The organism is Corallococcus sp. NCSPR001 (assembly GCF_017309135.1).
Lineage (GTDB): Bacteria > Myxococcota > Myxococcia > Myxococcales > Myxococcaceae > Corallococcus.
The window spans coordinates 7116278-7142028 of record NZ_JAFIMS010000002.1; the positions used below are offsets into that span (position 1 = coordinate 7116278).

Sequence of the window (25751 nt, forward strand, 5' to 3'; positions counted from 1 at the left end):
ATGTACGACACCGAGATCAACGACGCGCTGAACGAAGTGACGACGTTCATGGGGACGGCGGTCATCCAAGGCGCGCCCCCGCACGTGAACGCCGTCAAACCGTTCATCAAGGACGCCCTCAAGCAGGTCGTGAGCCAGTTGGCGGGCGTGCTCAAGCTGGCGGGCTTCCAGAACCTCACGGGCACCCTGCTGGCGAACAACTTCCTCCACCGCACGGCCATGGACCTCTATGGCCCCTGCTCCGCCGCCGCCGGGCTGTCCGCGCGCAGGGAGTGGGGCGCGATGGACAACGCCTGGAACCTGCGCCCGCTCAGCTTCGCCTGGAGCGTGGGCCGCAACGCGCTGGGGTCGGTGAAGACGCTCGCGGAGACTCCCGCGGACCGCGTCTGGCGGATGATCCAGGACCTGGTGCGGGCCCACGTGGACTTTGGCGCCTCGCTGGTGGGCCGCATCATGGGGGACCGCGCCCTCTTGCGGAACGCCTTCGGCATCACCGGGGGCCTCGCCGACGTGAACGTCACCGGCAGCGATCCCCACCACGCGGGCCACCGCGTCGCGCTGCTGCGGTTCTCCTGCGGAGGGCGGGTCGTCTACAAGCCGTCCGACCTCACCTTCCAGTTGCTGCTCATGGGCGACCCGCAGTCGTACCAGGTCTGCCGCATGCACTACCCCGCCCTGCTGCCGTACACCGACAGCCTCTTCACCACGCTCGACGCGGACCTTCCAGCCATCCGCATCGTCGCGTTTCCGCACGCGCGGGGCGAGTACGGCTACATGCAGATGGTGGCGAAGACGCGGCAGATTCCCCTGGTGGATCAGCCCACGTACTTCCGGAAGCTGGGCCGGCTCATCACGGTGTCGGCGGTGTTCGGCATCACCGACCTGCATCACGAGAACGTGATGGCCACCGCGCAGGGGCCCCACCTCATCGACGCGGAGATGGGCTTCAACTACCCGGGGCCGCACGACAACCCCATCTCCCACGCCGCGCTGTCCCAGGTGCTCCGCATCGCCCCGCCGCCGCACAGCATGGTGGGCGGCGTCTTCACCACCGACCTCTACCGGGGACAGTGGCAGGCCAGCAACGTGTCCGCGCCGTATGATCAGACGGAGGTCAACGCGGGGTTCAGCACCGCGCCCAATGGTCCCTGGGTCCAGGCCGCCACGCACCCGAATGAAATCCTGGCCGGCATCCGCGAGGAGGTGGACCGCATCGTCACCGCCCTCAACACGGGCCGGGTGGACGCCTGGCTCAACCAGTTCCAGAACGTGGCCCCCATGGCGCGCGTGCTCCTGATGACGACGGACATGTGCCGTGCGCACGCGGAGGGCATGACCCAGAACATGAACGGCACCCTGAGCACGGAGGCGCATGCCATCGGCCAGGGGCTGTTCGACTGGCTGACGTGGTACGGCGGCCAGCACAACGCGGTCCCCGGGGCCCTGTTCGAGCCCCACCTCCGCCAGCACTTCTTCACGCCCCTGCGCACCCAGGGCGTCACCTACGTCGCCGCGACCGCGCAGGGCGTGACGGTGGCGAACCTCACGGAGGTGCGCAACAAGCTCAACCCGCTCCGGGGCGCCATGGGCCGTCCGGCGCTCAAGACGAAGCTGCGCACGGCCCTGGAGACGACGCTCGGGTGTGGCCCGCTGATCTGACGGGCCTCAGCGGCCGTCCGGTTCGCAGACGTAGTCGTATTCGTACGTCGTCGTGATCCGGCCGCTGGAGACGTCACGGTCCTCCCGCCGGAGGATGCGGCCGTCCTCGGCGTACCGGTACTCCGAGACGGTCCGCGTCTCCCCGAAGGCGCCGTCCTTGCTCCCCTGCGTCGTCCGCAGGATGCGCAGCAAGCGTCCGTCCTCCCCATACCGGTACTCCATCACCCGCGGCCTGTACGCCCCCTCGTCGCCGTCCACGTGCGGTCCGACTTCGTAGCGCTCCAGCCTCCCATCAGGGCCGTAGCTCCAGCGCTTCTCGGTGCCCTGCGCATCGACGGACCGGACCCTCCGTCCTTCCGAGAACCCCTTGAGCCCGAGCAGCGCCCCCGTGGGGCCACGGCGGACGACCTCCGTCAGCGCTCCCGCCGCGTCGTAGCGGCGCTCCTCGCGGAACTGCAGTCCCTTCTCCGGGTCCGGGGACATGCCCTCGGCGGCCAGGATGCGGCCCTGCGCGTCCAGGGTGTACCGCTGCGTCAGGGTCGTGTGGCTGGAGCCCGAATAGCTCCACGTCGTCGTGGCGCCGAGCAGCCACCCCCGCGCATCGCGCTCCATGACCATCTCGGCGATCGAATTGAAGTGCCCGTGCTCCCACCGCAGGAGCTGTCCGTCCGCCGCGCGCGTCCAGATGTCGTCGTAGTTGGCCATGGACCCGGCTGGCATCTTGTAGTGGGCCACGAACCGGTGACACGCGTCGTACTTGAAGCCCTCGTACCAGTCGGGGAAGGTCAGGAACGAGTCCAGACGCCCGAGCGCATCGTGCTCCAGCTGATAGTCCGCAGAGCTGTATGGAGTCGTGTCCCAGACGCGGCAGGGACGCGGAATCGAACGCCGCGCATGGCCGGGACGCAAGGCGTCACAGGCGTCGGGAGACAGCTCGCAGAACAGCTCCGGGGGCCGGTCCTCGACGAGCCCCTCGTCCGGAGTGCGACCCAGGTCCAGCGGAGGACAGGACGCCTCCTGGGGTGGCGGTGGCGGCTCCACCTCCGGGTCCCGCGAGGGCCCCGGTCCCGGTGATGGCTCCACGTCGACGGGGGTCTCCTCCTCGGGGGGGACGTCCACCGGCGGCCCTTCGTTCGCTTCCGTCTGGGAGCCACAGCCCACCGCCCCCAGCCACACCGCCACGCCTAACGACGCCCACTTCCACCGGACCATCCCCCTGCCCTCCTGTCGCGGATAGGCGCGAAGCTGAGGACGCTCCTCCGTGGGTTCAAGTGCCGTGCGACGGCGAGTCACCTTGACTGAACGGGCATTCAGACACACCCTGGACAGGTGAAGGCCCGCCCTGTCGACAATCCGCCCAACCCCTGGGCGAGCACCGCGGTGGAGTACCTGGACGAGATTCCCCCCGCGCGCCTGGAAGTCTGGGAGGACCACAGCCGCTCCATCATCGCGAGCAACGACAGCCCCGACGTGTGCTTCTCCTGGAGCGTCAACCCGTACCGGGGCTGCCTCCACGCGTGCGCGTACTGCTACGCGCGCCCCACGCACCAGTACCTGGACTTCGGCGCGGGCACCGACTTCGAGACGCGCCTCGTCGTCAAACCCAACGCCCCGGAGCTCTTACGAGAGGCCTTCGACCGTCCGTCGTGGAAGGGAGAGACGGTCGTCTTCAGCGGCGTCACGGACTGCTACCAGCCCCTGGAGGCGTCGCTCCGGCTCACCCGCCAGTGCCTGGAGGTCTGCGCCGAGTACCGCAACCCCGTGGGCATCGTGACCAAGGGCGTGCTGATTGAGCGCGACCTGGACGTGCTCCAACGGCTGGCGGCGGAGACCCGGCTGTTCGTGAGCATCAGCCTCCCCTTCCACAACGAGGAGCTGGCGCGCGCCATGGAGCCGCTCGTCGCCACACCGAAGCGGCGCCTGGCCACCATCCGCAAGCTCACGGAGGCCGGCATCGACGTGGCCGTGTCCGTGGCCCCCATCATCCCGGGCCTCAACGACGAGGACATCGCGCGGGTGCTCACTTCAGCCCGTGAGGCCGGCGCCACGCGAGCGCACTACACGCTGTTGCGGCTTCCCGGCCCCGTGCAGGCCGTGTTCGAGGAGCGCCTTCGCACGAAGCTGCCCCTGAGAGCGGACCGGGTGCTGCACCGCATCCGCGAGACGCGCGGCGGGGAGCTCACCGACAGCCGCTTCAAGCACCGCATGCGCGGCGAAGGGCTCTACGCCCAGACCATCCACCAGCTCTTCGCGACGTCGGCGCGCAAGGTGGGCATGCGCGCGTCGTCCGTCACGGAGGCCGCGCCGGACACCTTCCGGCGCCCCGCGCGGCCCTCCACCTCACCCCAGCTGTCGCTCTTCTAGGCGGCGAAGGGCGCGACAGCCGGGAGCGCTATTTCCGGATGGCTTGCAGGATGGACAGCAGGATGACCGCGCCCACCGTGGCCACCAGCAACGAGTACAGGTTGAAGCCCGTCACGCCGCTGCCGCCGAAGAAGCTGAACACCCAGCCGCCCAGCATGGCACCCACGATGCCGGCGAAGATGTTGGCGAACATCCCCATCCGGGCGTTGGTGCCCTTGATGATGCTGGCCAGCCAGCCCGCGATACCGCCCAACATCAGCCACGAGCAGATAGTCATGCCGTCCTCCAGGTAGGGCCGAAGCCTTACCAGACCTCACAGCGGTTCGCAGCGGGCGCCACCATCGGCGAGCCCGCGGGGCAGGAGAAGGCCTGCTGGAACTGCGGCAGGTTCACGTCCGGCCCCTTCACGCGCAGGAACGCTGGCGAGTGCGAATCCGTCAGCGCCCGCTGCCGCGCAGCCTCATTACGAATCTTCGAGCACCACGATTGCGCGTGCGCCAGGAAGAACTGCTGCCCCGGGGTGAAGCGGTACGAGTTCGCCTTCGTCGCCTGGTCCGGGTGCTTGGCCAGGTAGGCCTCCATGGCCGCGTACGCCAGCTTGAGGCCGCCCAGGTCCGCGACGTTCTCGCCCAGGGTGAGCTTGCCGTTCACCTTCACGTCATCCACGGCGGTGTACTGGTCGTACTGGTTCCTCACGCACGACACGCGCTCGCGGAAGGCCTTGTCCGACGCCGGGGTCCACCACGTGCGCAGGTTGCCGTCCGCGTCGAACTGGCGGCCCTCGTCATCGAAGCCGTGGGTGATTTCGTGGCCCACCACCATGCCCATGGCGCCGAAGTTCACCGCCGCGGACGCGTCCCGCCCGAAGAACGGCGGCTGGAGGATGCCCGCCGGGAACACAATCTCGTTGGTGGCCGCGTTGTAGTAGGCGTTCACTGTGGGCGGCGACATGAACCACTCCTGCCGGTCCACCGGCTGGCCCACCTTGCGCAGCTGGCGCGCCTGCTCGAAGGCGTCCGCCGCCAGCATGTTGTCCAGGTACGAGTCGCGCGACACCGTCAGCCCGTCGTAGGTGCGCCACTGGTCCGGGTAGCCGATCTTGTTGGTGATCTTCTTCACCTTCACCAGCGCCTGGGCCTTCGTCTCCGCGTCCATCCAGGACAGCGTGTCCAGGTTGCGCTCGAAGGACTGCTCAATCTGCTGGACCATGTCCAGGGTGGTGGCCTTGCCGTCCGCGCCGAAGGTGCGCGCGATGAAGGGCTTGGCCAGCGCGTGCGGCAGCGCCTCGTCCGTGGCGTCCACGCACTTCTTCCAGCGCGCCAGGTCCGCCTTGGCGCCGGTGAGCACCGAGGACTCGAAGCGGAAGAACTCGTCGCGCAGCGCCTTGGGCAGCGCCGTCTGCACGTCCTTCACCAGGTGGTAGGAGAGGTACGGCCCCATGTCCGTCGGGCGCTGCTGACGCACCAGCGCGGACACCTCCGAGAAGAACTTCGGCTCCGTCACGTTGAGCGCTTCACCCGCCGGCAGCCCCACCTGCGCGAAGTAGGTGTCCCACTGGAACGCGGGCGCCAGCTTCTTCAGGCCCTGGCGCTCCAGGCGGTGGTAGACCTTCTCCGGCTCGCGCCGCTCCTCCTTGGGCAGCCGCGCGTTGGCCAGGCGCGTCTCGATGGCGAGGATGCCAATGGCCTTGCGGCTGGCCACGAAGGGCGCGTCGCCCAACAGCTCGAACACCTTCTGCACGTGCGCCTGGTAGGCGTTGCGCGCCTCGCGCATCTTCACGTCGGGCTTGAGGTAGTAGTCGCGGTCCGGCAGGCCCAGGCCCCCGGCGTCCACGATGGCGATGACCTGCGTCGCGTCCTTCTGGTCCTGATCCGACCCCACGCGGAACAGCGCGTTCACGTCTCGCGCGTGCAGCCACGCCACCGCGCTGGCCACCGCCTGCGGGCTCTTCAGGCCGTTGAGCTTCGCCAGGTACGTGCGCAGCGTGGGCAGCGACTGCTCCAGCTTCGCCTCGTCCATGCAGGAGCCGTAGAAGTCCCCCAGCTTCTTCTCTTCCGGGGTGCCCTCGCCCTGCCCTTCCGCGGCCTTCGTGAGGATGTCGCGCAGCACGGTCTGGTTGCGCTCGGCCACGGTCTCGAAGCCGCGGCTCCAGCGCGCGCGCTCGGCGGGGATCTCCGTGGCCTTCAGCCAGCCGCCACACGCGTACTGGTAGAAGTCGTCACAGGGGTTCACGGACGGGTCCATCACCGCGGCGTCCAGGCCCGGGGGCATGGGGCGCTCGGACATGGGCACGGCGGGGGCCTCGGGCGCGGGCGTGGCCGGCGCGGCGGCGGCCACGGGGGCCGGGGTGGAGGCCTGGGGCGGCTCGGGGGTGGGCTCCGCCGTCTTGCAGGCGGCGCCAAGGACACAGGAGGCGGCGAAGAGGGCCAGTCGCTTCAAAGCGTTCTCCAGCACGGACAAGGGTGAGAATCCAGCGCGCATCAACCCCTGATGCGCGGGGGCATTCCAGCTTCAACACATGCGCGTGTGACAGGGGCGCCGTCCGCTGTCCACCATTGAAGCAATGGCGTGCCCGCCAGAAACGTCAGCGCCCCGCGAAACGCCCCTTCCGTGAAGAAGGGACGCTCCGGGGGCGCGCGCGTGATTTCGGATCGGACGAGGAAGCGCGTCAGTCGTCCTTGCCGAGGATGGCCTCCTTGAGGCCGCTGTCCACGGGGTCCTTGCCCAGCCACACGGAGAAGAGCGCGTCCGCGAAGTCCTTGCCCTCCACGTCGATGGACTGGCCGCCCGTCACCTGCACGGTGGTGCCCTTGCCCGGCACGTAGGTGAGGTTGAGCTCCTGGCCCTCCTTCACCTCCGCGGGGATGGCGGCCTTGAAGGCGTCCAGGCGCGCCTGGAGCTTGGGCATGTTCGCGCCCGCGCTCTTCTTGAAGCCGTTCTCGATGGCCTCGGTGATCTGATCCTTCTTGAGGTCGCGCTTCATGAACATGCGCACGCGCTTCACTTCATCCGCGTTGAGCAGCGCGGTGGCGTCCTGCGTGGGGTTCTCCACGTAGAGGCCCAGCGTGTAGACCTTGAAGATGGCCTTCTTGCGCAGGCCCACGCCGTTGAGCTTCAGCTCCTTGCCGGCCACGGTGGCGGTGTCCGGGTACTTCACACCCGCGATGTCCTTGGCCATGACGGGCGCGGCGAGGGTCAGCGACAGCAGCACGGCGGTGAGCGTCTTCTTCATGGTGAAAACCTCCGGGTCGGTTCCTGCGCGATGTTGGACGCAAACCTACCCATGCGTCTTCACGAAAGGATCCATGAAGGACGTCCACGCTTTGACGTACCGCGGCGAAGCGCCCGGAAGACAACAGGTTCTTCAGTGAATGCGGGCTGCCGGCGCCAGCACCAGGCCGTCACTGGCGAAGCGCACCACCTCCGCGTGGAGGTCCGCGGCGGACATGCCGGTGGCCTGGACGACGGCCTCTTCCGACAGGCCCTCCACGGCCATCTTCAGCACCAGCAGCGCGGGCGGCGTGGCCTCCATGTAGAAGGTCATCAGCCGCTCCGGATGGCGCCAGAGCAGCGCGAGTTCCTCCCCTTCCGCCGGCACGCTTTGCGCGCCCCGGGCCCGCGCGAACGCACAGAGTTGGAAGGGCTGCTCCAGCACCGTGAGCGTGGGGTTGGGCGTCAGGCGGTCGACGGCGTCGGGGACGTCCTCCTCGGAGGCGAACACCGCGAAGTCCGTCCACTCGAAGCGCGCGAGCGCGGGAAGGAACGGCGGCAGGCCCTTCGCGGCGGCGGCGTCGGAGACGAAGGGCGCGAAGCCTTCGCCCAGGCGGTTGAGCTCGTAGTGCCGCGCGGGGCGCGTGCGGGTGTAGCCGTCCACCAGCGCGTCCCAGGCCTCCGGCGGCACCGCCTTGCGCGTCAGCGGGAAGAGCTTCTCCAGCGTGGAGCGCACGTGGCCGCGCACGAACTGGCCATAGAGCGCCATGCGCTCCGGATCCACGTCCCAGCCCGGGTGCGACGCGGACAGCTTCAACAGCCCCTCCGCGCCGGGAGGCCCGGCGAGGTACGCATCCATGCTGTCGAAGAAGTGCTTCAGCGACGGCTTCATCGCGCGCCCTCCGCGAGCACGGCGCGCGCCTGGTCCGCCTCGTCCAGCACGGCGTCCAGGGACGGGATGGCCTGGTCCCACTCCATCAGCGTGGACACCGGGCCGGTGCGCTCCAGCGTGTAGCGGTACAGCGCCCAGACGTCATCGCAGACGCGGTCGCCGTGCGTGTCGATGAGGACCGTCTCACGCGCGTCATGGCCGGCCAGGTGCACCTGCACCACGCGCTCCAGGGGCAGCGCGTCCACGAAGGCGCGCGGGTCGTAGCCATGATTCTTCGCGTTGACCCAGACGTTGTTCACGTCCAGGAGCAGCCCGCAGTCCGCGGCCTCCACCACCTGGCGCAGGAAGTCCGCCTCCTTCAGCGTGCCGCCGGGCATGGCCGCGTAGTAGCTGGGGTTCTCCAGCAGGAAGGGGCGCTCCACGCGCGCCATGACCTCGCGCACGCGCGGCACCACGTGCTCCACCGCGGCCTCCGTGAAGGGCAGCGGCAACAGGTCATGCAGGTGCACGCCGCCCAGCCGCGAGTAGCACAGGTGGTCCGAGAAGAACGGCGCGTCCAGCCGCTTCACCAGCGCGGCCAGGCGGGTGACGTAGTCGTCATCCAGCGCGTCCGGCCCGCCGATGTTGAGGCCCACGCCGTGCGGCAGGAGCGTCCAGCGCTCGCGGCACGCGTCCAGGGCGCGCTGGGAGCGGCCGCCCAGCGTGAGGAAGTTCTCCGGGATGATCTCCACCCAGTCCAGCGCGCGCGCCGTGCGAGGCAGCGCTTCGTAGAAGTCGCGGCGCAACCCGATGCCCGCCCCCAGCGGCTTCAATCCATGGCGGTCTGCGTAGCGGGGGGACGGCATGCGGCGCTCCTTGGGTGCGACAGGTGAAAACAACACGGGCGGCAGGAAGGACTCTTCCCGCCGCCCGCGAGCCTGGGAGGGGACCTGTCACGCAGGCCCTCCCGGCGAGTGACTACTTCTTGCCGCTGCAGGAACCCGCGCCGCAGGAGCCGGCGCCACAGGAGCCCTCGGCGCCCTTCTCAGGGGCCGCGGCGGGGGCGGCGGCGGGAGCGGCCGCGTCGGCGGGCTTGTTGCTGCAGCTGGCCTCGGCGCCTTCCGCCGCGCCCGGCGAAGCGGCGTGCACCTTGCTGCCCTCCGCCGCCTTGTTGGACGCACAGCCGGTGGCCAGCGCGCCGAGGGACAGGGTGCCGACAACCGCCGCAAGAGCCTTGACGTTCATGTGTTGCTTCCTTTCGTACCGCAGGGGGTGTGACTACGGGGGACTGACAACAATCGCTACGGCTTGAACTGCGTGGAGCCCCAGGCGTCGACCGTGACGTCGGCCCGCTCGCCCACCTTCAGCACCAGCGCCTCGGTGCGCTTGATGCCGTAGGCCTCCAGGGGAATCTGGAACTTCGCGCGCACGCGCAGCAGCTCGCCCGCGGCGCGGTTCTTCGTCTCGGCCGTCTCCTGGAGGTACGTGGCCGTCACCTCCACGGGCTCCTCGCGCGTGACGCCGTGGATGGTGAAGGTGCCCTTCGTCTTCAGCACCACCGGCTTCGCGTTGGCGAGCGGCGCGGGCAGGGCCACGTCCTTGAACTCGAAGACGATGTCCGGGTGCTTCGCCGCGTCCAGCCAGCGGTCGTTCTGCAGGTGGCCGTCGCGCGTCTCGTTGCCCGTCTTGATGGACTTCACCGGCACCTGGAAGCGGCCGCTGGCCTTCTGGCCGTTCACGTCCACGCGGCCCGTCACCTGGTTGGACAGGCCGTTGATGACCTCCAGCGGCGCGTCCAGCACGAACATCACCGTGTCGCGGCTGTTCGGATCATGGAAGACGAAGTGCTTGTCGGAAGCCGCGGGCTCCGCGGCGGACGCGGACAGCGACAGGGTGGCGGCGAGCATCAGGACGCTGCGGAACATGGCGGACCTCATCTACGGATGCCGCGAACCTCGCGGATGCATGCGATACGCGACAGCCGGGAATTGGTTACGACCCTTTCTCATTCCAGGTGTTCACCCAGCGTCGTCCGGGGCCCGCTCGCCGTCCAGTGCCTCACGCAACCCACTGCCCGGCGCAGCATGGAGCTTGACGCCACCTGGGTCAATTCGGACGCCGAGGTTCTCCAACAAAGGGGCCAGTTCGGAGAAGGCGGGCTTCGGCAGGTGGCGGGCGAGCAGCGCGTCGAACAGCGGCTGGCCCGCGACCGTGTCCACGGCGTCGCCAAAACTTTTCAGTGTCGCGGTGGGGCCGCGCGTGGCGAGCAGCTCCAGCACATCCTCCAGCCGTGCACGGCCGTTCGTCACGCGGCGCAGCTCCACGTCCAGGTGGAGCGCGAAGAGCGCGCCGGTCCAGTAGATGCCCATGAAGTTGCGCCCCTCGGCGACGACCTCCTGCATGGGTCGTGAGCGCGCGGCGGCCTGGCCGCGCGCGAAGCCGTTCACCAGCTCCTGCCAGGCCCGCGGGGCCGACTGGCGTCCGGAGCGCGCGCGGGCGAGCTCCGTGTAGTAGGTGGCCAGTCCCTCGGTGAGCCAGGCCACCCGGGGCACCAACGCCGGGTGCGTCAGGTGCAGCATTTCGTGGACCGCGACCCAGTCCTTCGCGAGGGACGCGGCGGTGGCGTCCTGCCCCACGAGGATGGAGATGCTGGGCGGCGAGCTCCACAAGGTCATCCCGAAGACGCCGGGCGTGTCGTCGCCGGGCACGGGCACGATGCGCACGGTGACGCGCGGGAACGGGAAGGCCTTGCGCACGGTGACGACCTCGCGCCCGGCCTGTTCGAGCCACGCACAGAGGTCCGCGTCCGTCAGGTGCGTGAACGGGCCCAGCAGCGCGACCTCCAACACGGAGGCGCCGACGTGCGCCTGGCACCGCCTGCCGCCGAACGAATGGAAGCCCGCGTCGATGAGGTCCTCGCCGCGCAGGTGGTAGACGCCGCGCTCGTCGGGGGTCCACGGCAGCAGCGCGTCCGCGCCGGACACGGTGAGGTCCACGCGCAGGCCGGGCGTCACTCGGCTGGGGGTCAGCAGGTAGGCCTTGCCGCCCACGTGCCACGTGTCGCCCTCCCCCATGCCCCCGGACAGGGACCTGCCGCCGCCTCCGGAAGAGGAGGCCAGCAGGTAGTGATAGCGGAGGATGCGCGCCCCTTCGGGCACCCTCACCACGCCGTCCCGGGGGAAGATTTCGGTTCTGCTGCCGTCTCCGAACGTCGCGACCACGGAGCTCTCGCGCCCCGGTTGCCGGAAGAGGAACGCGTCTGGGAAGACGCCAGGAGGCGACGGAGGCAGGACGACCTCCACGTTCAGGCGTGGCGAGGGGTCGTGCGTGTACGCGATGTCATAGCGGAGGGGCACGTCCTCCCAGGGCGGCGCGAGCGGCACGGAGGCGCACGCCCCCAGCATGAGCGCGAGCGCCACCCACCCCACGCGGGCCACCGTCGTCGTCCTTGCGTCCACCCTGCCCCCACGGTCCACGGTCCGCCCGGAAGGACTCCACGGCAGCCCGCCTGACGTCCAGTCCGGAATGCTGACGCACGAGGACGCGTGCCCATGAGTCATCCGCTCAGAGGGGCTTCTTCCGCGCGCGGCGCGCGGGGGTGCGCTCCGCCTCCGAGGAGGTGCCGGCACGGCGTTTCCTGGACGGCGCCTTCTTGCGCGGGACGGGAGCCCTTCGCGGCGCCGCGTGCGCATGAGGCACCTCATGCCTTGCGCCCTCCTCCACCGGCGCTCCCGCGACGAGCAGCGCGCGCGCCGCGTCCAATATCTCCCCCGACAGGGGCTGCGACGCGGTGGCCCGCGCGAGCGTCATCGCGCCGAAGCACAGCGTCACCGTCGCCAGCATCTGCTGCCGGGGCGTGGCGCCCTCGCGCGCGGGCAGGTGCGTCTGGGCCTGGCCGACCAGGTCCTCCAACCCCTGTGCGAACGCGGCCTGCACCTCCGGCGCCGCGCGCGTCAGGTCCGACAGGAGCGACGGCATCATGCAGGTCGTGTCGCCCGTGTCCCGGTCGAACTGTTTCAAGTAGCGCATCGCGAAGCGCTCCAGGAACGCCGGGCCCCGCATCCCCTCCAGCCCCGCGAGCCAGGGCGTCCGGCGCGCCGACATGAAGGCGCGCAGCGACTCCGCGAGCAGCGACTCCTTGGAGGTGAAGTGGGCGTAGAAGCCGCCCACCGTCAGGCCCGCGGCCCGCATCACCCGCTCCACGCTCGCACCGCTGAAGCCCTCCGCGCGGAACAGCTTCTCCGCCGCCGCGAGGATGCGCGCGTGCGTGGCCTGCTTGTGTTCAGCGGTGTAGCGCATCGCCCCTACTCCTTACCGCCCGCGCCCGGCGGCCGGAACAGCATGCACGTCGTGGTGCCGTGCGCGTAGAGCGTGCCCTTCTCGTCCACCAGCCGCCCCTGCGCCGTCGCCACGCGGCCGCCCAGGTGGATGACCTCGCCCCGGCACAACAGCGGTCCCGTGTCGTGCGCGATGCCCTTCACGTAGTTCACGTGGAGCTCCAGCGTCGTGTAGCCCGCGCCCACGGGCAGCATCGTGTGGATGGCGCACCCCATCGCGGAGTCCATCAGCGTCGCCGCCAGCCCGCCGTGCACCATGCCAATGGGGTTGTAGTGGTGCTCGCCCGGCATCACCGCGAACACCACCCGGCCCTCCTCCACCTCCACCGGAGAGAAGCCCATCAACTCCGCGATGGGCGGCCCCGGCAACTCCCCGCGCTGGATGGCCCGCAGGTACTCCAGCCCCGACAGCCTCTTCGCCGCGGAGGCCCCCTCCCGGGGGTCCCGCCACGTCACCGTCCGCGTGCGCGGATTCGCTGCCTGCTCGCTCATCGGGGCTCCCTATCGCTTGAAGTCATGGAAGGATGGTCATAATACCATCCCGTTCAACATGCGGGGTCAAGGAGTGCGCGATGGAACAGCGGCGCGTCGTGGTGACGGGAATGGGGCTCATCAGCCCGTGTGGCATCGGCGTGGAGAAGAGCTGGGACGCGCTGGTGAACGGCAAGAGCGGCGTGGGGCCCATCACTCTGTTCGACGCGAGCGCGCTGGACTGCCGCTTCGCCGGTGAGGTGAAGGGCTTCAACCCGGAGGACTACATCGAACGGCGCGAGGTGCGCCGCATGGACCGCTTCGCGCAGTTCGCGGTGGCCGCGTCCGACATGGCCCTCGAGGACTCCGGGCTGGTCATCACCGACGAGAACGCCGAGCGCGTGGCGGCCGTCATCGGCTCCGGCATCGGCGGCATCAGCAGCCTGGAGGAGACCCACAGGAAGGCGCTGGAGAAGGGGCCGGACCGCATCAGCTCCTTCTTCATCCTCCAGATGATCATCAACATGGCGCCCGGCTACATCTCCATGCGCCACGGCATCAAGGGCCCGTCCTGGTCCACCAACTCCGCGTGCTCCACCAGCGCGCATGCGATTGGTGAAGCGATGCGCGGCATCCAACGCGGCGAGTTCGACGTGGCGCTGGCCGGCGGCGCGGAGGCCCCCATCTCCATGCTGGGCGTGGGCGGCTTCGCCGCGATGAAGGCCCTGTCCAACCGCAACGACGCGCCCCAGGCGGCGAGCCGCCCTTTCGACAAGGACCGCGACGGCTTCGTGCTCGCGGAGGGCGCGGGCATCCTCGTCCTGGAGGAGTACGAGCACGCCCGGGCCCGGGGCGCCCGCATCCTCGCGGAGCTGACGGGCTATGGCGCCAGCTCCGACGCCTACCACGTCACCTCGCCCGCGCCCGGCCACGAGGGCGCCCAGCGCGCGATGAAGGCCTGCCTCAAGGACGCGCGCCTCAACCCCGCGGACATCGGCTACCTCAACGCCCACGGCACCTCGACGGACATCGGAGACCTGCTGGAGATGGAGGGCATCGCGAAGGTGTACGGCGACGCGGCGAGGTCGCTCGCCATCTCCTCCACCAAGTCGATGACGGGCCACATGAACGGCGCGGCCGGCGCCGCCGAGGCCGTCATCGGCATCCTCGCCCTCACCCGCGGCGTGCTGCCCCCCACCATCAACCTGGAGAACCAGGACCCGCGCATCCCGCTGGACTGCGTGCCCAACACCGCCCGCGAGACGCGCGTGAACGCCGTGATGAGCAACTCCTTCGGCTTCGGCGGCACCAACGTCGCGCTCGTGTTCCAGCGGCTCCCGGAGACGCGTTCATGAGTCTGTAAAAAATCTGGCGCCCGTTTACTGACTTTTCCCCAGCCCTGTCGCACCGCGTCAGTCAAGCGTTCACAGCGCGGGGGACCGGCGCCGCCGCCGCACACCCGGGGCTCCTGAAAGCCCCGTGATTACATGGGATTACGTCCCTGCAAGGCCAGGGTGGAGGCAGTCAACCCTTCGCGCGTCGCCTGCGGGACAGCGCTGCGGCGATCCGAAAACGTTCATTGCAAATCGGTAAATCGGTTTGCAGAGTGGATCCAGAGACCCGGTGTCGGAGCGCGGCTCCTGACGCGGCCCACCGGGGGTTGGAGCCATGAACAACGACAACGCTCTGAATGCGAACGTGGGGCTGAAGCTTCGAGGCCTCCGCTTGCAGCGCAACATCAAGCAGGCGGACGCCGCGAAGGACCTGGGCGTCTCCCCCGCGTATCTGAACCTCATCGAGAAGGGCAAGCGCGTGATGCCCTTCCCGCTCCTGTGGAAGGCGCTGCGCTACTTCGAACAGGACCCCGAGCAGTTCATGTCCACGCTGGGCGAGGGCCGCGTGGACGAGGCCCTGGCGAAGCTGCTGGATGAACCGCTGCTCAAGAGCCTGGACATCGACTCGGAGTCGCTCCAGTCGCTGTCCGCGGAGCCGAAGCTGGCCGGCACGGTCGCCGCGCTGTTCAACCTCTACAAGAACACGCGCACGCAGTTGGAGAACGTGCTCGCGCAGCTCAACGTGGAGGAGCGCACGCGCACACAGGGCTCCACCTCCGGACTGGGCAGCGCGACGCCGGGCGTCCGCTTCGACTACTCGCCCTTCGACGAGGTCAGCGACTTCCTGGAGAAGCACCGCAACTACTTCCCGGAGCTGGAGGAGCAGGCGGAAGGGCTGCGCCGCGACTTCCGCCTGGAGCAGCAGCTCACCAGCAGCAACCTCATCCGCATGCTGGAGGAGCGGTTCGACTTCAAGGTGCAGATTGAGCGCGCCGCCAGCGGCTCGTCCGTGGTGCGCCGGTTGGATCTGGACGCGCGCACGCTCACGCTGTCACCGGACCTCACGGAGCAGCCGCTGAAGTTCCAGGTGGCCGCGTCCATTGGCCTGATGGTGATGGACCGCGAGAAGCTGGTGGAGCGCATCCTGGGCGCGGGCCGCATGCGCCACGGGGAGACGGAGCGCCTCATCAAAGTAAACCTGGCGAACTACTTCGCCGGCGCGCTGATGCTGCCCTACGGCGAGTTCTTCAAGGAGGTGCAGCGCACGCGCTACGACGTGGAGCTGCTCTCCAACATCTTCGGCACCACCTACGAGACGGTGGCCCACCGCATCTGCAACCTGTCCGACCCCAAGCGCCAGGGCCTGCCCTTCCACTTCCTGCGCGCGGACATCGCGGGGAACATCTCCAAGCGCTACAGCGGCACCGGCATCCGCTTCGCGTCCGGCGGCGGCTCCTGCGCGAAGTGGGCGGTGCACCTGGCGTTCCTCAACCCGTCTCAGATCACGCGCCAGTACTCCATCATGCCGGACGGCACGACGTACTTCTGCTTCGCGAAGGTGCAGCTGCAGCCGATTGAAGGCTCCATCGTGAAGGGCACGGCGTACTCCATCGGCCTGGGCACGCATGCGGAGAACGCGAAGTACCTGGCGTACGGCCTGCCCACCAACGACCTGCGCAAGGACGCCATCCCCAGCGGCATCTCCTGCCGCTTCTGCGAGCGCACGGACTGCAACCAGCGCGCGGCGGCCAGCTACCGCTTCGCCTTCGCCTTCGACGAGTACACGAAGAAGGACTGCTTCTTCTCCCCGCTCTTGGTCCACGAGAAGGAGAAGGCCGAGCGCAACGGAAACGCGGAAGCCGATGGCAACGGCGCTGAAGGGGCCGAGAAGCACGATTCGCTGGACAGGGGCGCCCGCCGCCGCAAGGTTCACGAGAACTGACATGCACCCGTCCGACAACGAACGCGCCCACATCCACGACGCCATCCAGAAGCAGAAGAACGCGCTCGCCCCGCTGCGCATCACCGGCTCGCCCTCCGAGGTCGGCCAGGGGCTGGTGGCGCTGGCGGAGCTGTACGGGATGCTGGAGGACCACGCGGCCAGCCGCGAGCACTACGAAGAGGCCTTCGGCTTCTTCAAGACCGCGGGCAACAAGCCCGGGCAGGCGCAGGCGCTCTTCGGCCTGGGCGTGGTGAAGGCCCACTTCGAGGACCACAAGGGCGCCATCGAGCACATGGCCACCGCCGCCCTGCTCTTCAACGAGGCGCGCGACCGCGAGGGCGAGGCGCTCACCCGCGCCTGCATCGGCGAGTCCCTGCGCGCCATGGGCGAGGCCGACGGCGCCGAGGAGAAGTACCAGGAGGCGCTCATCCTCTACCGCCAGACGCGCAACAACGAGCGCATCGCGCGGCTGCTGCTGGACATTGGCGACCTGCGCATGGCCAAGGGCGAGTACGAGCCCGCCCGCAAGCGCTTCCTGGAGGCCGTGCCGCTGCTGGAGCAGGGCGAGGACGCGGAGGCGCTCGCGCTGGGACACCTGCTGCTGGGTGAAGCCGAGGGCCTGCTGGGCCACCACGACAACGCGCGGCCGCACCTGCTGCGCGCGGTGGACGTGTACGGCGAGTTGCACGACCACGTCTACGAGGCCCGCGCGCGCTGGGACCTGGGGCTGTCCTGCTACTACCTGCAGGACTACGCCGCGGCCCGCGAGCAGTTCGAGGCCGTGCTGCCCATGTACGAGGACCTGAAGCAGCACGATGAAGTGGCGAAGGTGAAGAACGTCCTCGCGCACTTCGCCGCGCGCGGCGTGTAGCCCCGCGCGCGGTCTTCCTTCGCGTCCGGCTTCCGGTTCAGGCCTGGAAGCCCGCGCCCACCGCCAGCGCGAGCAACCCGATGACGCCCGCGGCGATGGCGGCGTAACGCCACTCGCCGCGCAGGCCCAGCAGCGTGCCCGCCATCGCCAGCCGCGCCACCGGCGTCACCAGCAGCATGGACGCCGCGCCCTTGCGCAACAGGTCGATGGCCACGTGCACGGACTCGTCGCGTGGCAGCAGCTCCAGCGCGAGCGACGTGACGAACATGCAGCCACTGGTGATGGCCCCGGTGCGCAGCACGCGGGCAATCCATCGTTCCCCGGCGGCGAGCCGCCTCCCCCACCGGCGCTCACGTGGGAGCACCTCCGGTTGGGTGATGGGTTCCCGCGGGAGCTCGTCGTGGAGTTCGTCGTGGAACTCCGGGTCCAACGCCACCGACGTCGCTTGCGCGTTGCGGCGTGGCGGTCCTCCCTCCGGCACCATCATCGACGGATGGCCACCGGATAGTTCAGGCTCCGCTTCACTCATTTCCATACGCTCGGCCACAGCCCCTCCCCTCCCTTCCACAACATCTGTCCGGCCACAATCAGCAGGACCGCCGCGAAGAGCTTCTTCAGCACCGCGGTCGGCGTCCTCATCATCAGCTTGCTGCCCACGGATGCTCCGGCCAGCACCCCTACGACCAACGGCGCCACGAGCCCGAGATTCAATTGGCCGCGCCACGCGTACGCGGCGACGCTGGCGGCGCCCGTGACGCCCACCATCAGGTTGCTGGTGGCGCTGGCGACCTTGAAGGGCACGCGCATGCCGTAGGTCATCAGCGGCACCTTCAGTGGACCGCCGCCCACGCCCAGCAGCGCGGACAGCCCGCCCGCCACGAAGGAGCCGGAGATGCCCAGCGGGTAGTTGCCGGGCTCGTAGTTGGCCGCCGTCGAAGGCTCCTGGACGGGGCGGCGCAAGAGCAGCATCTGCAGCGCGACGAAGAGCGTGAAGAGGCCGAACACCACGGCCACCATCGCCTCCGCGACGAAGGCCGCCACCAGGCCCCCGACGATGGCGCCCATCACCGTGGCCAGCTCCAGGGTGAGCCCCAGCCGCAGGTCACTCAGTTTGTTCTCCACGTAGCTGGCGGCGGCGGCGCAGGAGTTGGCCACCACGCACATCAGGCTCGCGGGGACGGCCTGCTCCAGCGGGATTCCGAATCCCAACACCAGGACGGGCACCAGGACGATGCCGCCCCCGATGCCCAGGAGCGCCCCCAGCCCACCCGCCAACACACCCGCCGCCATGAGGAGCAAGACCGTCATTCCCTATCGAGGATAGGAGGCACTCCCCGCTTCGGATAGCGCCACGCCCCAGGGGGCAACCTGCTCGATCGGTTGGATGCCCTGCACGCGGACACGGCACCGGGACGCGGGCCGTGTGGATCCGTTCACTACGCGGCGGTGGCGCCCAGCGTTCCCTCTGGAAACTCCTCCAGGAAGCGCGCCCGCGTGCGCGGCGTGTAGGTGCCGCGCGCCATGTAGCCGTGCAGTCTGCGAATCAGCCCGCGCGTCACCTCCAGCGCGGCGTCCAGCTCCACGGCGAAGTCAAAGTGATCATTGCGGTACAGCTCCTGGAAGGAGAGCTGCGAGTACGCCGGGAGGGCCCGCATGCGGCCGAGCGGACTGGAGAGGAAGAGCCCGGAGACGTAGAGCCCGCGCACCCAGCCATCCAGCTCCGCCTTGGTGGGGGCCTGTCCCACGCGGTCCTGCGACGCCAGGCGCACCAACTCATAGATGCCCCGGCCGATGCCGCGCAGGGGGATGCCGGAGGTCTTCACCACCTGGAACTTCTCGCGGATGCGGGCGGTGCCCACGCCATCCGTGCCGTCCTGCTGGCGCAGGAAGAAGAGCGTCTGGGCCCACTCCACCTGACGCCGTGCGTCCCAGGCCCGCTCGCCCTTGCGGCGGTGGCGCAGCACCAATTGGTCCACCAGCGGGTGGAGGCGCCGGTCCAGGCTCAGGTGCGTGAAGTACCCCGCGAGGATGGCCAGGCCCGCCTCGGTGCCCACGAGGGCGCCGGAGGCGACGAGCTCCGCCATCTTCAGGCCCAGGCCCACCGGGGCGCGCTCGTGGTACAGCCGCGCGAAGGGGGGCCAGCCGGTCTCCGGCTGCATCATCACGCCCAGGCCCCCGCGCACGCCGGCGCACAGCGGCAGGTCCGGCAGCGCCGCGCCGAAGCGCGCGTACGGCAGGTCCTCGGACAAGGCGCGCACCCAGTCGGCGGGGAGGCCGTCCGGATGGGCGGCCAACCGTTCGATGGCCGTCAGATGCAGCAACAGGGTGGGCATTGGGAGTGCACAGCTATCCAGCGCGCCGGGGCATTGCAATGCCTCAGTGGCAACCAGCGCTTTGCGAGCAACACGCGGCGCGTCTACAGTCGCGCCCCTCGGATCACCCCCTCCCTCAGCACAGGAGTCCAAGTCGCCATGCAATTCAGTCTCGTCTCCGGTGAAGCCGCGCCGGTGAGCGGTGAGCTGCTCGTCATCCCCCTCTTCGAGGGCGAGCTGGGTGATTCCGCCCCCGCGCCGCTGACGGCCGCGGACGCGGCGCTGGACGGCAAGCTGCGCGCCGCCGCCACCCAGGAGGGCTTCAAGGGCAAGGTGGACCAGTCCTTCCTCGTGCACACGCTGGGGAAGCTGGGCGCGGACCGCGTCCTGCTCCTGGGCCTGGGCAACCGCGCGCGCTTCCAGCCGGAGGTGCTGCGGCTGGCCGCGGGCCGCGCGGCGAAGACGGCGCAGCGGCTGAAGGCGACCGCCATCGGCTTCCGCGTCCCCGCCACGGAGGACGCGGCGATGGCCGTGCGCGCGGTGGTGGAGGGCCTGGAGCTGGGCGTCTACCGCTTCGACAAGTACAAGTCCTCCGCGCGCGAGGACAAGGCCAGCCCCAAGCTCAAGAGCGCCACGCTGTCCCTGCCGGAGGGCACGGAGAAGTCGCGCGCGCTGGAGGACGCGCTCCACCTGGGCCTGAAGCTGGCGGAGGCCGTCAACTGGGCGCGCGACCTGGTCAACGAGCCCCCCAACGTGGTGACGCCCACGAAGCTCGCCCAGGCCGCGCAGCAGGCCGCCAAGGAGGGCGGGCTCACCGCGGAGATTGGCGGGCGCAAGGAGATTGAGCGCCTGAACATGGGCATGTTCCTGGGCGTCACCGCCGGCAGCGTGCAGGAGCCGCGGCTCATCCACCTGGTCTACACGCCGAAGAACGCGAAGGACGCCCGGCGCGCCCCGCTGGCGCTGGTGGGCAAGGCCATCACGTTCGACTCGGGCGGCCTGTCGCTCAAGCCCACCGAGGGCATGGTGGAGATGAAGACGGACATGGCGGGCTCCGCCGCGGTGCTGGCCGCGATGAAGGTCATCGGCTCCGTGGTGAAGCCGCCCTTCCCCGTGCACGCCTTCATCGGCGCGTGCGAGAACATGCCCTCCGGCACCGCGTACAAGCCCGGCGACATCCTCACCGCGCGCTCCGGCAAGACGGTGGAGATCACCAACACGGACGCCGAAGGGCGCTTGGTGCTGGGCGACATGCTCACCTGGGCCTGCGAGCACGAGCCGTCCGCCATCATCGACCTGGCGACGCTCACGGGCGCGTGCATGGTGGCGCTGGGCAACTACATCGTGGGCGCCTTCGGCGACGACGACGACACGGTGAACAGCGTGCTCACCGCCGCGCGCGCCGCGGGTGAGGAGATGTGGCGCCTGCCCGTCAGCGACCTGCAGAAGGACGCGCTGCGCTCCGAGGTGGCGGACATGAAGAACTCCGGCGAGCGCTGGGGCGGCGCCATCAACGCGGCCCTCTTCCTCAAGGAGTTCGTGGGCGGCACGCCCTGGGTGCACCTGGATATCGCCGGTCCGTCCAACAGCCCCAAGGAGCGCGGCTACCTCAACAAGGGCGGCACGGGCGTGGGCGCGCGCACCCTGGTGGAGCTGGTGCGCCGCAAGGCCGCGGAAGTGGCCTCGCAGCCGGAGCCCGTGAAGGCCGAGGCGCCCGCGAAGGCCCCGAAGGCCGGCAAGGCTCCGAAGGCCGCAAAGGGCAAGCCGGCGCGCGCGTAGTCCCCGCGGGGCCTCCGTGCTCCGCGCGTCGTCGATGCATCGCCTTGAAGGCCTCGGGCCCACGCATCCATCGCGTGGGGTCCGGGGCCTTCGCGCATCAGGGCGTCCGGGGCGTGGACCGCACGGCCACGCTCGGCTCCGGGAGCGGACGGACGCCCGCCATCAGCGCGTCCACGCTCTCCGTGATGCCCGCGGTGGCCTCCGTGGGCCAGGTGGCCAGCATCATCAGCACGCGGCCGGAGTTGCCCTCGCGCACGGCCACCTTGCCGCGCACGCCCTCGCCCACCTGGAAGTCGAACCCCACCGCGTTGTCCGACAGCGCGATGGGCTGGGGGTCGGTGGTGGTGAAGCCCGGCTGCTGGCGCAGCCCCTGCGTCAGCCGCTCCGCGAACTGCACGGGCGTGGCCACGCCGGGCGCCACCTGGAGCACCACCTGCGCGCCCGTCACGCGGTGGCGCAGGATGACGGGAATCGCCAGCCCCTCCGGGGTGCGCTCGTTCGTCTCGTCCAGCTGCCACTCCGCCGTGGGCCGGATGATTTCGAAGCCCAGGTCCTCGTCCACATAGCGCCGCGTGGTGGACGCGACGGCGGACTCGTCCGAAGCCGTGCCGGAACCGCCCGTGCCGGGCTCCGCCTTCGTCACCGCCGTCCGGGACGCGCCGCACGCCGTGCTCAGCAGAAGCACACCCCACCCCAACATCCGCATCGCGCCCATGTCGCTCGTCCCCCGCCAGCCACCAGCCGTGGGGAGAAACGTGGCCACCCACCTCCGGGCCCGCCAGGGGCACACGGGGGCGGTGTGCGCTGTCAGACGGTGGAAACTTCCCGCCAGGCCCTGCCCTACGTCAGGCCGCCCTGGAGGGTGCGGTAGGTGTTGGCCAGCCGCTCCGCCACGTCCGCCGGCAGCACGTTGCGCGCGGAGAACAGCGCGTAGGACACGAACGCGTCCAGCGCCTCCAGCGCCATGGCCCGGCCCACGGCCTCGCCGCCACTGGTGGACACGTTGGCGCGCAGCCGGGCCACGTCCACCCGCCCGTCCGGCCCCAACGTGACGCCGTGGTAGGCCTCCTCCAGGCCCGGCGGCGGTGACTCCACGAAGCCGCGCAGGAGGTCCACGTCGCGGCCCGCCTCGCGCAGCGCGCGGTGCACCAGCGACAACAGGAGGTTGTAGCGCTCCTCCGCGGACAGGAGCTCCCAGGCCATGCCCTCCACCGCGGGGCCCGGGGCGGGAGGTGCTTCCGCGGCCCGGACGGCCAGGTGGCCGCCGCGCACCGCCTCCTCCACGCCGCTGTAGAAGGCGTACTGGCTGCCCGCGTAGGCGGCCCGGAGCGCGCCCAGCGTCGTGCCCTTGCCCAGCTTCGCGAACAGGGCCTCCTCGCCGGGCAGCGCGCCCTGGGGGCCGGGCGTGACGTGCATGTCGTCCGGGAAGCGGCGGCGCAGGCGGCCCGTCTCCTCCGCGCGCTTGATGCCGGTGAGCACCAGGTCGCGCGTGCGCTCCGGCAGCTTCACCGCGTCCACCGCCGGGGCCTTCGCCTCCAGGAAGAGGAAGCTGCCCTCCACCATCTCGAAGAGGTTGAGCACCACCTCGCGCACGACGAAGGTCATCGCGCTGTAGAGGCTGGCCTCGGAGACGATGCCCTGCGACGTGAGCACCTGTCCGATGCGGCGCGCGGGCGTCACCTGCGCCAGGGCCTGGGTGAGCCGCGCTTCCGTCAGGAGCCCCAGCCGCACCATCACCGCGCCCAGGCGCTCCCAGCGCTCGCTGGAGGTGGCGAAGACGACCTGCCCGTCGCGGAAGGCCACCGTGCGGCGCACGCTGCCGTGCTGCACGACGAGCTGTCCGGTGCGGATGCCCGAGAGGATCTGGGCGAACACTTCCTCGACCGAGAGCGTCCCCAGGCTACCGGCGAAGAAGCCGGCGGCGCCGTGGGACTCCGGGAGGAGCACCAGCCCCTCCGGCGCCAGGAAGTGCGCCGAAAGGGGCCGGGTGGGAGAGACGACGGCGGCGAGCGGCCGCTCCAGTTCGAGCGAAGCCGCCTCACCGCTCACGCGGGGCGTGGCCCTGGGTTTGGACGCCACCGCATCCCTCCCTGCAGGCGCTGCGAGGACTACTTCGCGCCCTTCAGCTCCGCGTCGATGATGCTCTTGAACTCGTCCAGGGGCTGCGCGCCCGACAGCATGATGCCGTTGATGAAGAACGCCGGCGTGCCGCTGACGCCCACCTTGGAGCCGTCCGCCATGTCCGCCTTCACCTGCGCGGCCTTCTCGCCGGAGTCGAGGCAGGTGTTGAACTTGGCCGTGTCCAGCTTCAGCTCGCCCGCGTACTTCTTCAGGTCATCCACGCCCAGCGCCTTCTGGTTGGCGAAGAGCTTGTCGTGCATCTCCCAGAACTTGCCCTGCTCGTTCGCGCACAGCGAGGCCTCGGCGGCCTTCTGCGCCTGCTGGTGGAAGTCCAGCGGGAACTGGCGGAACACCAGGCGCACCTTGTCGCCGTACTGCTTCGTCACCTCGTCCACCGTGCCGATGGCGCGGCTGCAGAACGGGCACTGGAAGTCGCTGAACTCCACGATGGTGACCGGCGCGCTCTCCGGACCCTTGGACGGGCCGGTGGCGGCCACCTGCTTGCGCTCCGCGGGCGGGCGCGGGGGCTCGGGCAGCTCGTACTTCACGTTGGCGCCCGCGCGCAGCGAGTCGAAGAACTTCTGGGCCTGCTCCTGCTTCTGCTGGTCGGACAGGAAGTCCACGATCTGCGGCTTCATCTGCTCGTAGGTCGCGCCCGGGGGCAGCTGGCCCTTGGCGCCCTCGAACACCTCCTTGATCTTCTCTTCCGGGGGCGCGGGGATCTTGTCGTCGATCTCCGCCTTGAGCAGCTGGTCCTCGGTGATGCCGCGCTTGGTCGCCTCGGCCTTCACCAGGCGCTCCGTGACGAGCCCTTCCAGGCCGCGCTTGCGCAGCTGGAACTTCTGCTTGTCCAGGTTCGCCAGCGGCTCCTTGATGCGCTCGTTGAGCTCACCGAAGGTGACCTTCTCGTTGTTGCCGAAGGTGGCCACCACGGTGTCCGGCGCCGGCTCGGAGGCGTTTGCGGCCTGGGCCTGCGCGGCGGGCGCCTGGGCATTGGCCGGCGCCTTCTCCTTGTTGCAGCCGGCGGTGAGGGATGCCGCGAGGAGGGCGGCCAGGGCGATGCGAGTAGAGCGCATGGACATAGCCAGCCGACTTAATAGAGGTCCCCGGGACTGGCAAGGAATTGCCAGTCCAGTGTTCAGGCGACCAGGGGCTCCAACTCCAACGCGCCCGCGAGGCTTGCGCGGCCCGGCTCACGCCCCTCCACGTCCCGGCGGCGCGCGGTGACGATGTCGAAGCTGGAGGGGTCCGCCAGCACCTTGCGCACCAGTTTGTGATTGAGCGCGTGGCCCGTCTTGAACGCCGTCATGTGGCCAATGACAGGCCGGCCGAACAGCGACACGTCGCCGATGGCGTCCAGGATCTTGTGGCGCACGAACTCGTCCGGGAAGCGCAGGCCGTCCGGGTTGAGGATGGCGGCCTCGTCCACCACGACGGCGTTCTCCAGCGAGCCGCCGCGCGCCAGGCCCAGCGTCTTGAGCTTCTCCACGTCACGCAGGAAGCCGAACGTGCGGGCGCGCGAGATTTCACGCGAGAAGCCCCGGTCGTTCACGTCCACGTCGAAGGACTGGCCCTGGATGACGGGGTGCTCGAAGTCGATGGTGCAGCTGATGCGGAAGCGCCGGGCGGGGGTGAGCGACGCCTGCTTGTCGCCGTCCTGCACCACCACGCTCTTCTTGATGACCAGGTACTCACGCGGAGCATCCAGCTCGTGGGAACCGGCCTCCATGATGGCGTGCGTGAAGGGCGCCGCGCTGCCGTCCATGATGGGCACTTCCGGCCCGTCCAGCTCCGCGCGCACGTTGTCGATGCCCAGCGCCGCCAGCGCGGACATCAGGTGCTCCACCGTGCCCACCTTCACGCCGTCCCGGCCCAGGGTGGTGGCCAGCGACGTGTCCACCACGTACTCCGCCAGCGCGGGGATGCTCACCGGGCGCGCCAGGTCCGTGCGCACGAAGACGATGCCATGCCCCGCGGGCGCGGGCTTCAGGGTCAGCGTCACGGGCAACCCGGAGTGGAGCCCCACGCCGCGGCAGATGGCCGGCTGGGAGAGGGTGCGCTGGAAGTCGTTGAGCTGGAGCATGTCGGTGTCGCCTCTAGGGACTGCTTCGTACTGACATACGCGGGGTATGGCCCCGTCAGGCCGTTCCACGGCGGTCTGACGCGCTGCACACAGGAGCAATCAACATGCCACGTGGCCGTGACACAAGAATTGCCTGAAGGGGAGGCCCTGCCCTTCCCAACCCCCTGGAACTGCTGGCACATGGTCCGCCGGTACGGGGGATGGACCTGACCGAAGCCCGGACACCCCTCTTGGGAAACCCACCACTGCTCCTCCCACCGTGACAGCGATGTCCGGAATTCATCCTTCGAACTCCGGGGCACCCGAATGGTTTCAAACCAACCGGGAGTGCGTGTCACCCACGTGACAGGGGCGCGTCTCTATCGCAGGCGAGTGCCCGGAAGCAAACGCACATCCC

Annotated in this window: 24 protein-coding genes; 6 read left to right on the forward strand and 18 right to left on the reverse strand. The window is 69.8% G+C overall.

The annotated features are described in order from the left end of the window. Positions 1-1659: a DUF4135 domain-containing protein gene (locus JYJ93_RS30300; RefSeq protein ID WP_206798047.1), complete on the forward strand. Its 1659-nt coding sequence runs from the start codon at positions 1-3 to the stop codon at positions 1657-1659. Between the two features lie 6 nt (positions 1660-1665). Here the strand turns inward: JYJ93_RS30300 and JYJ93_RS30305 are convergent, their stop codons facing one another. Further along, a complete protein-coding gene (locus JYJ93_RS30305; RefSeq protein ID WP_206798048.1) occupies positions 1666-2871 on the reverse strand; it encodes a hypothetical protein in 1206 nt (401 codons plus the stop codon). Positions 2872-2988: 117 nt separating this feature from the next. On the opposite strand from JYJ93_RS30305, the gene JYJ93_RS30310 reads away from it, so the two are divergent. After that, positions 2989-4023, forward strand: a complete 1035-nt coding sequence (locus tag JYJ93_RS30310) for a PA0069 family radical SAM protein (RefSeq protein ID WP_206798049.1) — start codon at positions 2989-2991, stop codon at positions 4021-4023. A gap of 28 nt (positions 4024-4051) precedes the next feature. Here JYJ93_RS30310 and JYJ93_RS30315 read toward each other — a convergent pair whose 3' ends face one another. The 10 genes from JYJ93_RS30315 to JYJ93_RS30360 form a co-directional block, all read right to left on the reverse strand. Then, positions 4052-4300 (reverse strand): GlsB/YeaQ/YmgE family stress response membrane protein, encoded by a 249-nt coding sequence (locus tag JYJ93_RS30315; protein ID WP_206798050.1) that lies wholly within the window; start codon positions 4298-4300, stop codon positions 4052-4054. Positions 4301-4326: 26 nt separating this feature from the next. Beyond that, positions 4327-6462 (reverse strand): M13 family metallopeptidase, encoded by a 2136-nt coding sequence (locus tag JYJ93_RS30320; RefSeq protein ID WP_242543982.1) that lies wholly within the window; start codon positions 6460-6462, stop codon positions 4327-4329. Between the two features lie 229 nt (positions 6463-6691). Continuing rightward, entirely contained in the window at positions 6692-7255 is a 564-nt protein-coding gene (locus tag JYJ93_RS30325; protein ID WP_206798052.1) for a chalcone isomerase family protein, read from the reverse strand. Positions 7256-7387: 132 nt separating this feature from the next. Beyond that, entirely contained in the window at positions 7388-8125 is a 738-nt protein-coding gene (locus JYJ93_RS30330; RefSeq protein ID WP_206798053.1) for a putative DNA-binding domain-containing protein, read from the reverse strand. After that, positions 8122-8970 (reverse strand): DUF692 domain-containing protein, encoded by an 849-nt coding sequence (locus JYJ93_RS30335; protein ID WP_206798054.1) that lies wholly within the window; start codon positions 8968-8970, stop codon positions 8122-8124. The genes JYJ93_RS30330 and JYJ93_RS30335 overlap by 4 nt, the downstream gene beginning before the upstream one ends. A 112-nt stretch (positions 8971-9082) precedes the next feature. Beyond that, positions 9083-9349, reverse strand: coding sequence for a hypothetical protein (locus tag JYJ93_RS30340; protein ID WP_120580712.1), 267 nt, complete (start codon positions 9347-9349; stop codon positions 9083-9085). A 56-nt stretch (positions 9350-9405) separates the two neighbouring features. Further along, complete coding sequence (locus JYJ93_RS30345; protein WP_206798055.1) at positions 9406-10029, reverse strand: YceI family protein; 624 nt, start codon at positions 10027-10029, stop codon at positions 9406-9408. Positions 10030-10122: 93 nt separating this feature from the next. After that, a complete protein-coding gene (locus tag JYJ93_RS30350; RefSeq protein ID WP_269012357.1) occupies positions 10123-11562 on the reverse strand; it encodes a hypothetical protein in 1440 nt (479 codons plus the stop codon). A gap of 106 nt (positions 11563-11668) precedes the next feature. Next, complete coding sequence (locus JYJ93_RS30355; RefSeq protein WP_206798056.1) at positions 11669-12403, reverse strand: TetR/AcrR family transcriptional regulator; 735 nt, start codon at positions 12401-12403, stop codon at positions 11669-11671. A gap of 5 nt (positions 12404-12408) precedes the next feature. Continuing rightward, positions 12409-12933, reverse strand: coding sequence for a PaaI family thioesterase (locus tag JYJ93_RS30360; RefSeq protein ID WP_206798057.1), 525 nt, complete (start codon positions 12931-12933; stop codon positions 12409-12411). A gap of 80 nt (positions 12934-13013) precedes the next feature. Between JYJ93_RS30360 and fabF the strand changes: the two genes are divergently transcribed. The 3 genes from fabF to JYJ93_RS30375 all read left to right on the forward strand — a co-directional run bounded on the left by fabF (position 13014) and on the right by JYJ93_RS30375 (position 17059). Next, a complete protein-coding gene (fabF, locus tag JYJ93_RS30365; RefSeq protein ID WP_206798058.1) occupies positions 13014-14267 on the forward strand; it encodes a beta-ketoacyl-ACP synthase II in 1254 nt (417 codons plus the stop codon). A gap of 313 nt (positions 14268-14580) precedes the next feature. After that, entirely contained in the window at positions 14581-16188 is a 1608-nt protein-coding gene (locus JYJ93_RS30370) for a helix-turn-helix transcriptional regulator (protein ID WP_206798059.1), read from the forward strand. 1 nt (position 16189) lies between these two features. Continuing rightward, complete coding sequence (locus JYJ93_RS30375) at positions 16190-17059, forward strand: tetratricopeptide repeat protein (protein WP_206798060.1); 870 nt, start codon at positions 16190-16192, stop codon at positions 17057-17059. A gap of 37 nt (positions 17060-17096) precedes the next feature. On the opposite strand, the gene JYJ93_RS30380 is transcribed toward JYJ93_RS30375, so the two are convergent. The 3 genes from JYJ93_RS30380 to JYJ93_RS30390 all read right to left on the reverse strand — a co-directional run bounded on the left by JYJ93_RS30380 (position 17097) and on the right by JYJ93_RS30390 (position 19392). Beyond that, positions 17097-17588: a hypothetical protein gene (locus JYJ93_RS30380; protein WP_242543983.1), complete on the reverse strand. Its 492-nt coding sequence runs from the start codon at positions 17586-17588 to the stop codon at positions 17097-17099. After that, positions 17585-18367: a sulfite exporter TauE/SafE family protein gene (locus JYJ93_RS30385; RefSeq protein WP_206798061.1), complete on the reverse strand. Its 783-nt coding sequence runs from the start codon at positions 18365-18367 to the stop codon at positions 17585-17587. Before JYJ93_RS30385 ends, JYJ93_RS30380 begins: the two co-directional genes overlap by 4 nt. A 128-nt stretch (positions 18368-18495) precedes the next feature. Continuing rightward, positions 18496-19392 carry a hypothetical protein gene (locus JYJ93_RS30390; RefSeq protein ID WP_206798062.1) on the reverse strand — a complete coding sequence of 299 codons (897 nt, stop codon included), beginning with the start codon at positions 19390-19392 and terminating at the stop codon, positions 18496-18498. A 138-nt stretch (positions 19393-19530) separates the two neighbouring features. On the opposite strand from JYJ93_RS30390, the gene JYJ93_RS30395 reads away from it, so the two are divergent. Further along, positions 19531-21150, forward strand: coding sequence for a leucyl aminopeptidase (locus JYJ93_RS30395; RefSeq protein ID WP_206798063.1), 1620 nt, complete (start codon positions 19531-19533; stop codon positions 21148-21150). Between the two features lie 97 nt (positions 21151-21247). Here the strand turns inward: JYJ93_RS30395 and JYJ93_RS30400 are convergent, their stop codons facing one another. The 4 genes from JYJ93_RS30400 to lpxC form a co-directional block, all read right to left on the reverse strand. Next, positions 21248-21865, reverse strand: coding sequence for a hypothetical protein (locus JYJ93_RS30400; protein ID WP_206800543.1), 618 nt, complete (start codon positions 21863-21865; stop codon positions 21248-21250). A 125-nt stretch (positions 21866-21990) separates the two neighbouring features. After that, positions 21991-23229: a DUF4388 domain-containing protein gene (locus JYJ93_RS30405; RefSeq protein ID WP_206798064.1), complete on the reverse strand. Its 1239-nt coding sequence runs from the start codon at positions 23227-23229 to the stop codon at positions 21991-21993. A 29-nt stretch (positions 23230-23258) separates the two neighbouring features. Then, complete coding sequence (locus JYJ93_RS30410; protein ID WP_206798065.1) at positions 23259-24353, reverse strand: thioredoxin domain-containing protein; 1095 nt, start codon at positions 24351-24353, stop codon at positions 23259-23261. 56 nt (positions 24354-24409) lie between these two features. Beyond that, positions 24410-25354 carry a UDP-3-O-acyl-N-acetylglucosamine deacetylase gene (gene lpxC / locus JYJ93_RS30415; RefSeq protein WP_206798066.1) on the reverse strand — a complete coding sequence of 315 codons (945 nt, stop codon included), beginning with the start codon at positions 25352-25354 and terminating at the stop codon, positions 24410-24412. Positions 25355-25751 lie beyond the last annotated feature (397 nt).

Coding starts and splice junctions, on each gene's coding strand:
- JYJ93_RS30300 (WP_206798047.1), top strand. CDS start 1: ATGTACGACACCGAGATCAACGACGCGCTGAACGAAGTGACGACGTTC.
- JYJ93_RS30305 (WP_206798048.1), bottom strand. CDS start 2,871: ATGGTCCGGTGGAAGTGGGCGTCGTTAGGCGTGGCGGTGTGGCTGGGG.
- JYJ93_RS30315 (WP_206798050.1), bottom strand. CDS start 4,300: ATGACTATCTGCTCGTGGCTGATGTTGGGCGGTATCGCGGGCTGGCTG.
- JYJ93_RS30325 (WP_206798052.1), bottom strand. CDS start 7,255: ATGAAGAAGACGCTCACCGCCGTGCTGCTGTCGCTGACCCTCGCCGCG.
- JYJ93_RS30330 (WP_206798053.1), bottom strand. CDS start 8,125: ATGAAGCCGTCGCTGAAGCACTTCTTCGACAGCATGGATGCGTACCTC.
- JYJ93_RS30335 (WP_206798054.1), bottom strand. CDS start 8,970: ATGCCGTCCCCCCGCTACGCAGACCGCCATGGATTGAAGCCGCTGGGG.
- JYJ93_RS30340 (WP_120580712.1), bottom strand. CDS start 9,349: ATGAACGTCAAGGCTCTTGCGGCGGTTGTCGGCACCCTGTCCCTCGGC.
- JYJ93_RS30345 (WP_206798055.1), bottom strand. CDS start 10,029: ATGTTCCGCAGCGTCCTGATGCTCGCCGCCACCCTGTCGCTGTCCGCG.
- JYJ93_RS30355 (WP_206798056.1), bottom strand. CDS start 12,403: ATGCGCTACACCGCTGAACACAAGCAGGCCACGCACGCGCGCATCCTC.
- JYJ93_RS30360 (WP_206798057.1), bottom strand. CDS start 12,933: ATGAGCGAGCAGGCAGCGAATCCGCGCACGCGGACGGTGACGTGGCGG.
- fabF (WP_206798058.1), top strand. CDS start 13,014: ATGGAACAGCGGCGCGTCGTGGTGACGGGAATGGGGCTCATCAGCCCG.
- JYJ93_RS30370 (WP_206798059.1), top strand. CDS start 14,581: ATGAACAACGACAACGCTCTGAATGCGAACGTGGGGCTGAAGCTTCGA.
- JYJ93_RS30375 (WP_206798060.1), top strand. CDS start 16,190: ATGCACCCGTCCGACAACGAACGCGCCCACATCCACGACGCCATCCAG.
- JYJ93_RS30380 (WP_242543983.1), bottom strand. CDS start 17,588: ATGAGTGAAGCGGAGCCTGAACTATCCGGTGGCCATCCGTCGATGATG.
- JYJ93_RS30385 (WP_206798061.1), bottom strand. CDS start 18,367: ATGACGGTCTTGCTCCTCATGGCGGCGGGTGTGTTGGCGGGTGGGCTG.
- JYJ93_RS30390 (WP_206798062.1), bottom strand. CDS start 19,392: ATGCCCACCCTGTTGCTGCATCTGACGGCCATCGAACGGTTGGCCGCC.
- JYJ93_RS30395 (WP_206798063.1), top strand. CDS start 19,531: ATGCAATTCAGTCTCGTCTCCGGTGAAGCCGCGCCGGTGAGCGGTGAG.
- JYJ93_RS30400 (WP_206800543.1), bottom strand. CDS start 21,865: ATGGGCGCGATGCGGATGTTGGGGTGGGGTGTGCTTCTGCTGAGCACG.
- JYJ93_RS30410 (WP_206798065.1), bottom strand. CDS start 24,353: ATGTCCATGCGCTCTACTCGCATCGCCCTGGCCGCCCTCCTCGCGGCA.
- lpxC (WP_206798066.1), bottom strand. CDS start 25,354: ATGCTCCAGCTCAACGACTTCCAGCGCACCCTCTCCCAGCCGGCCATC.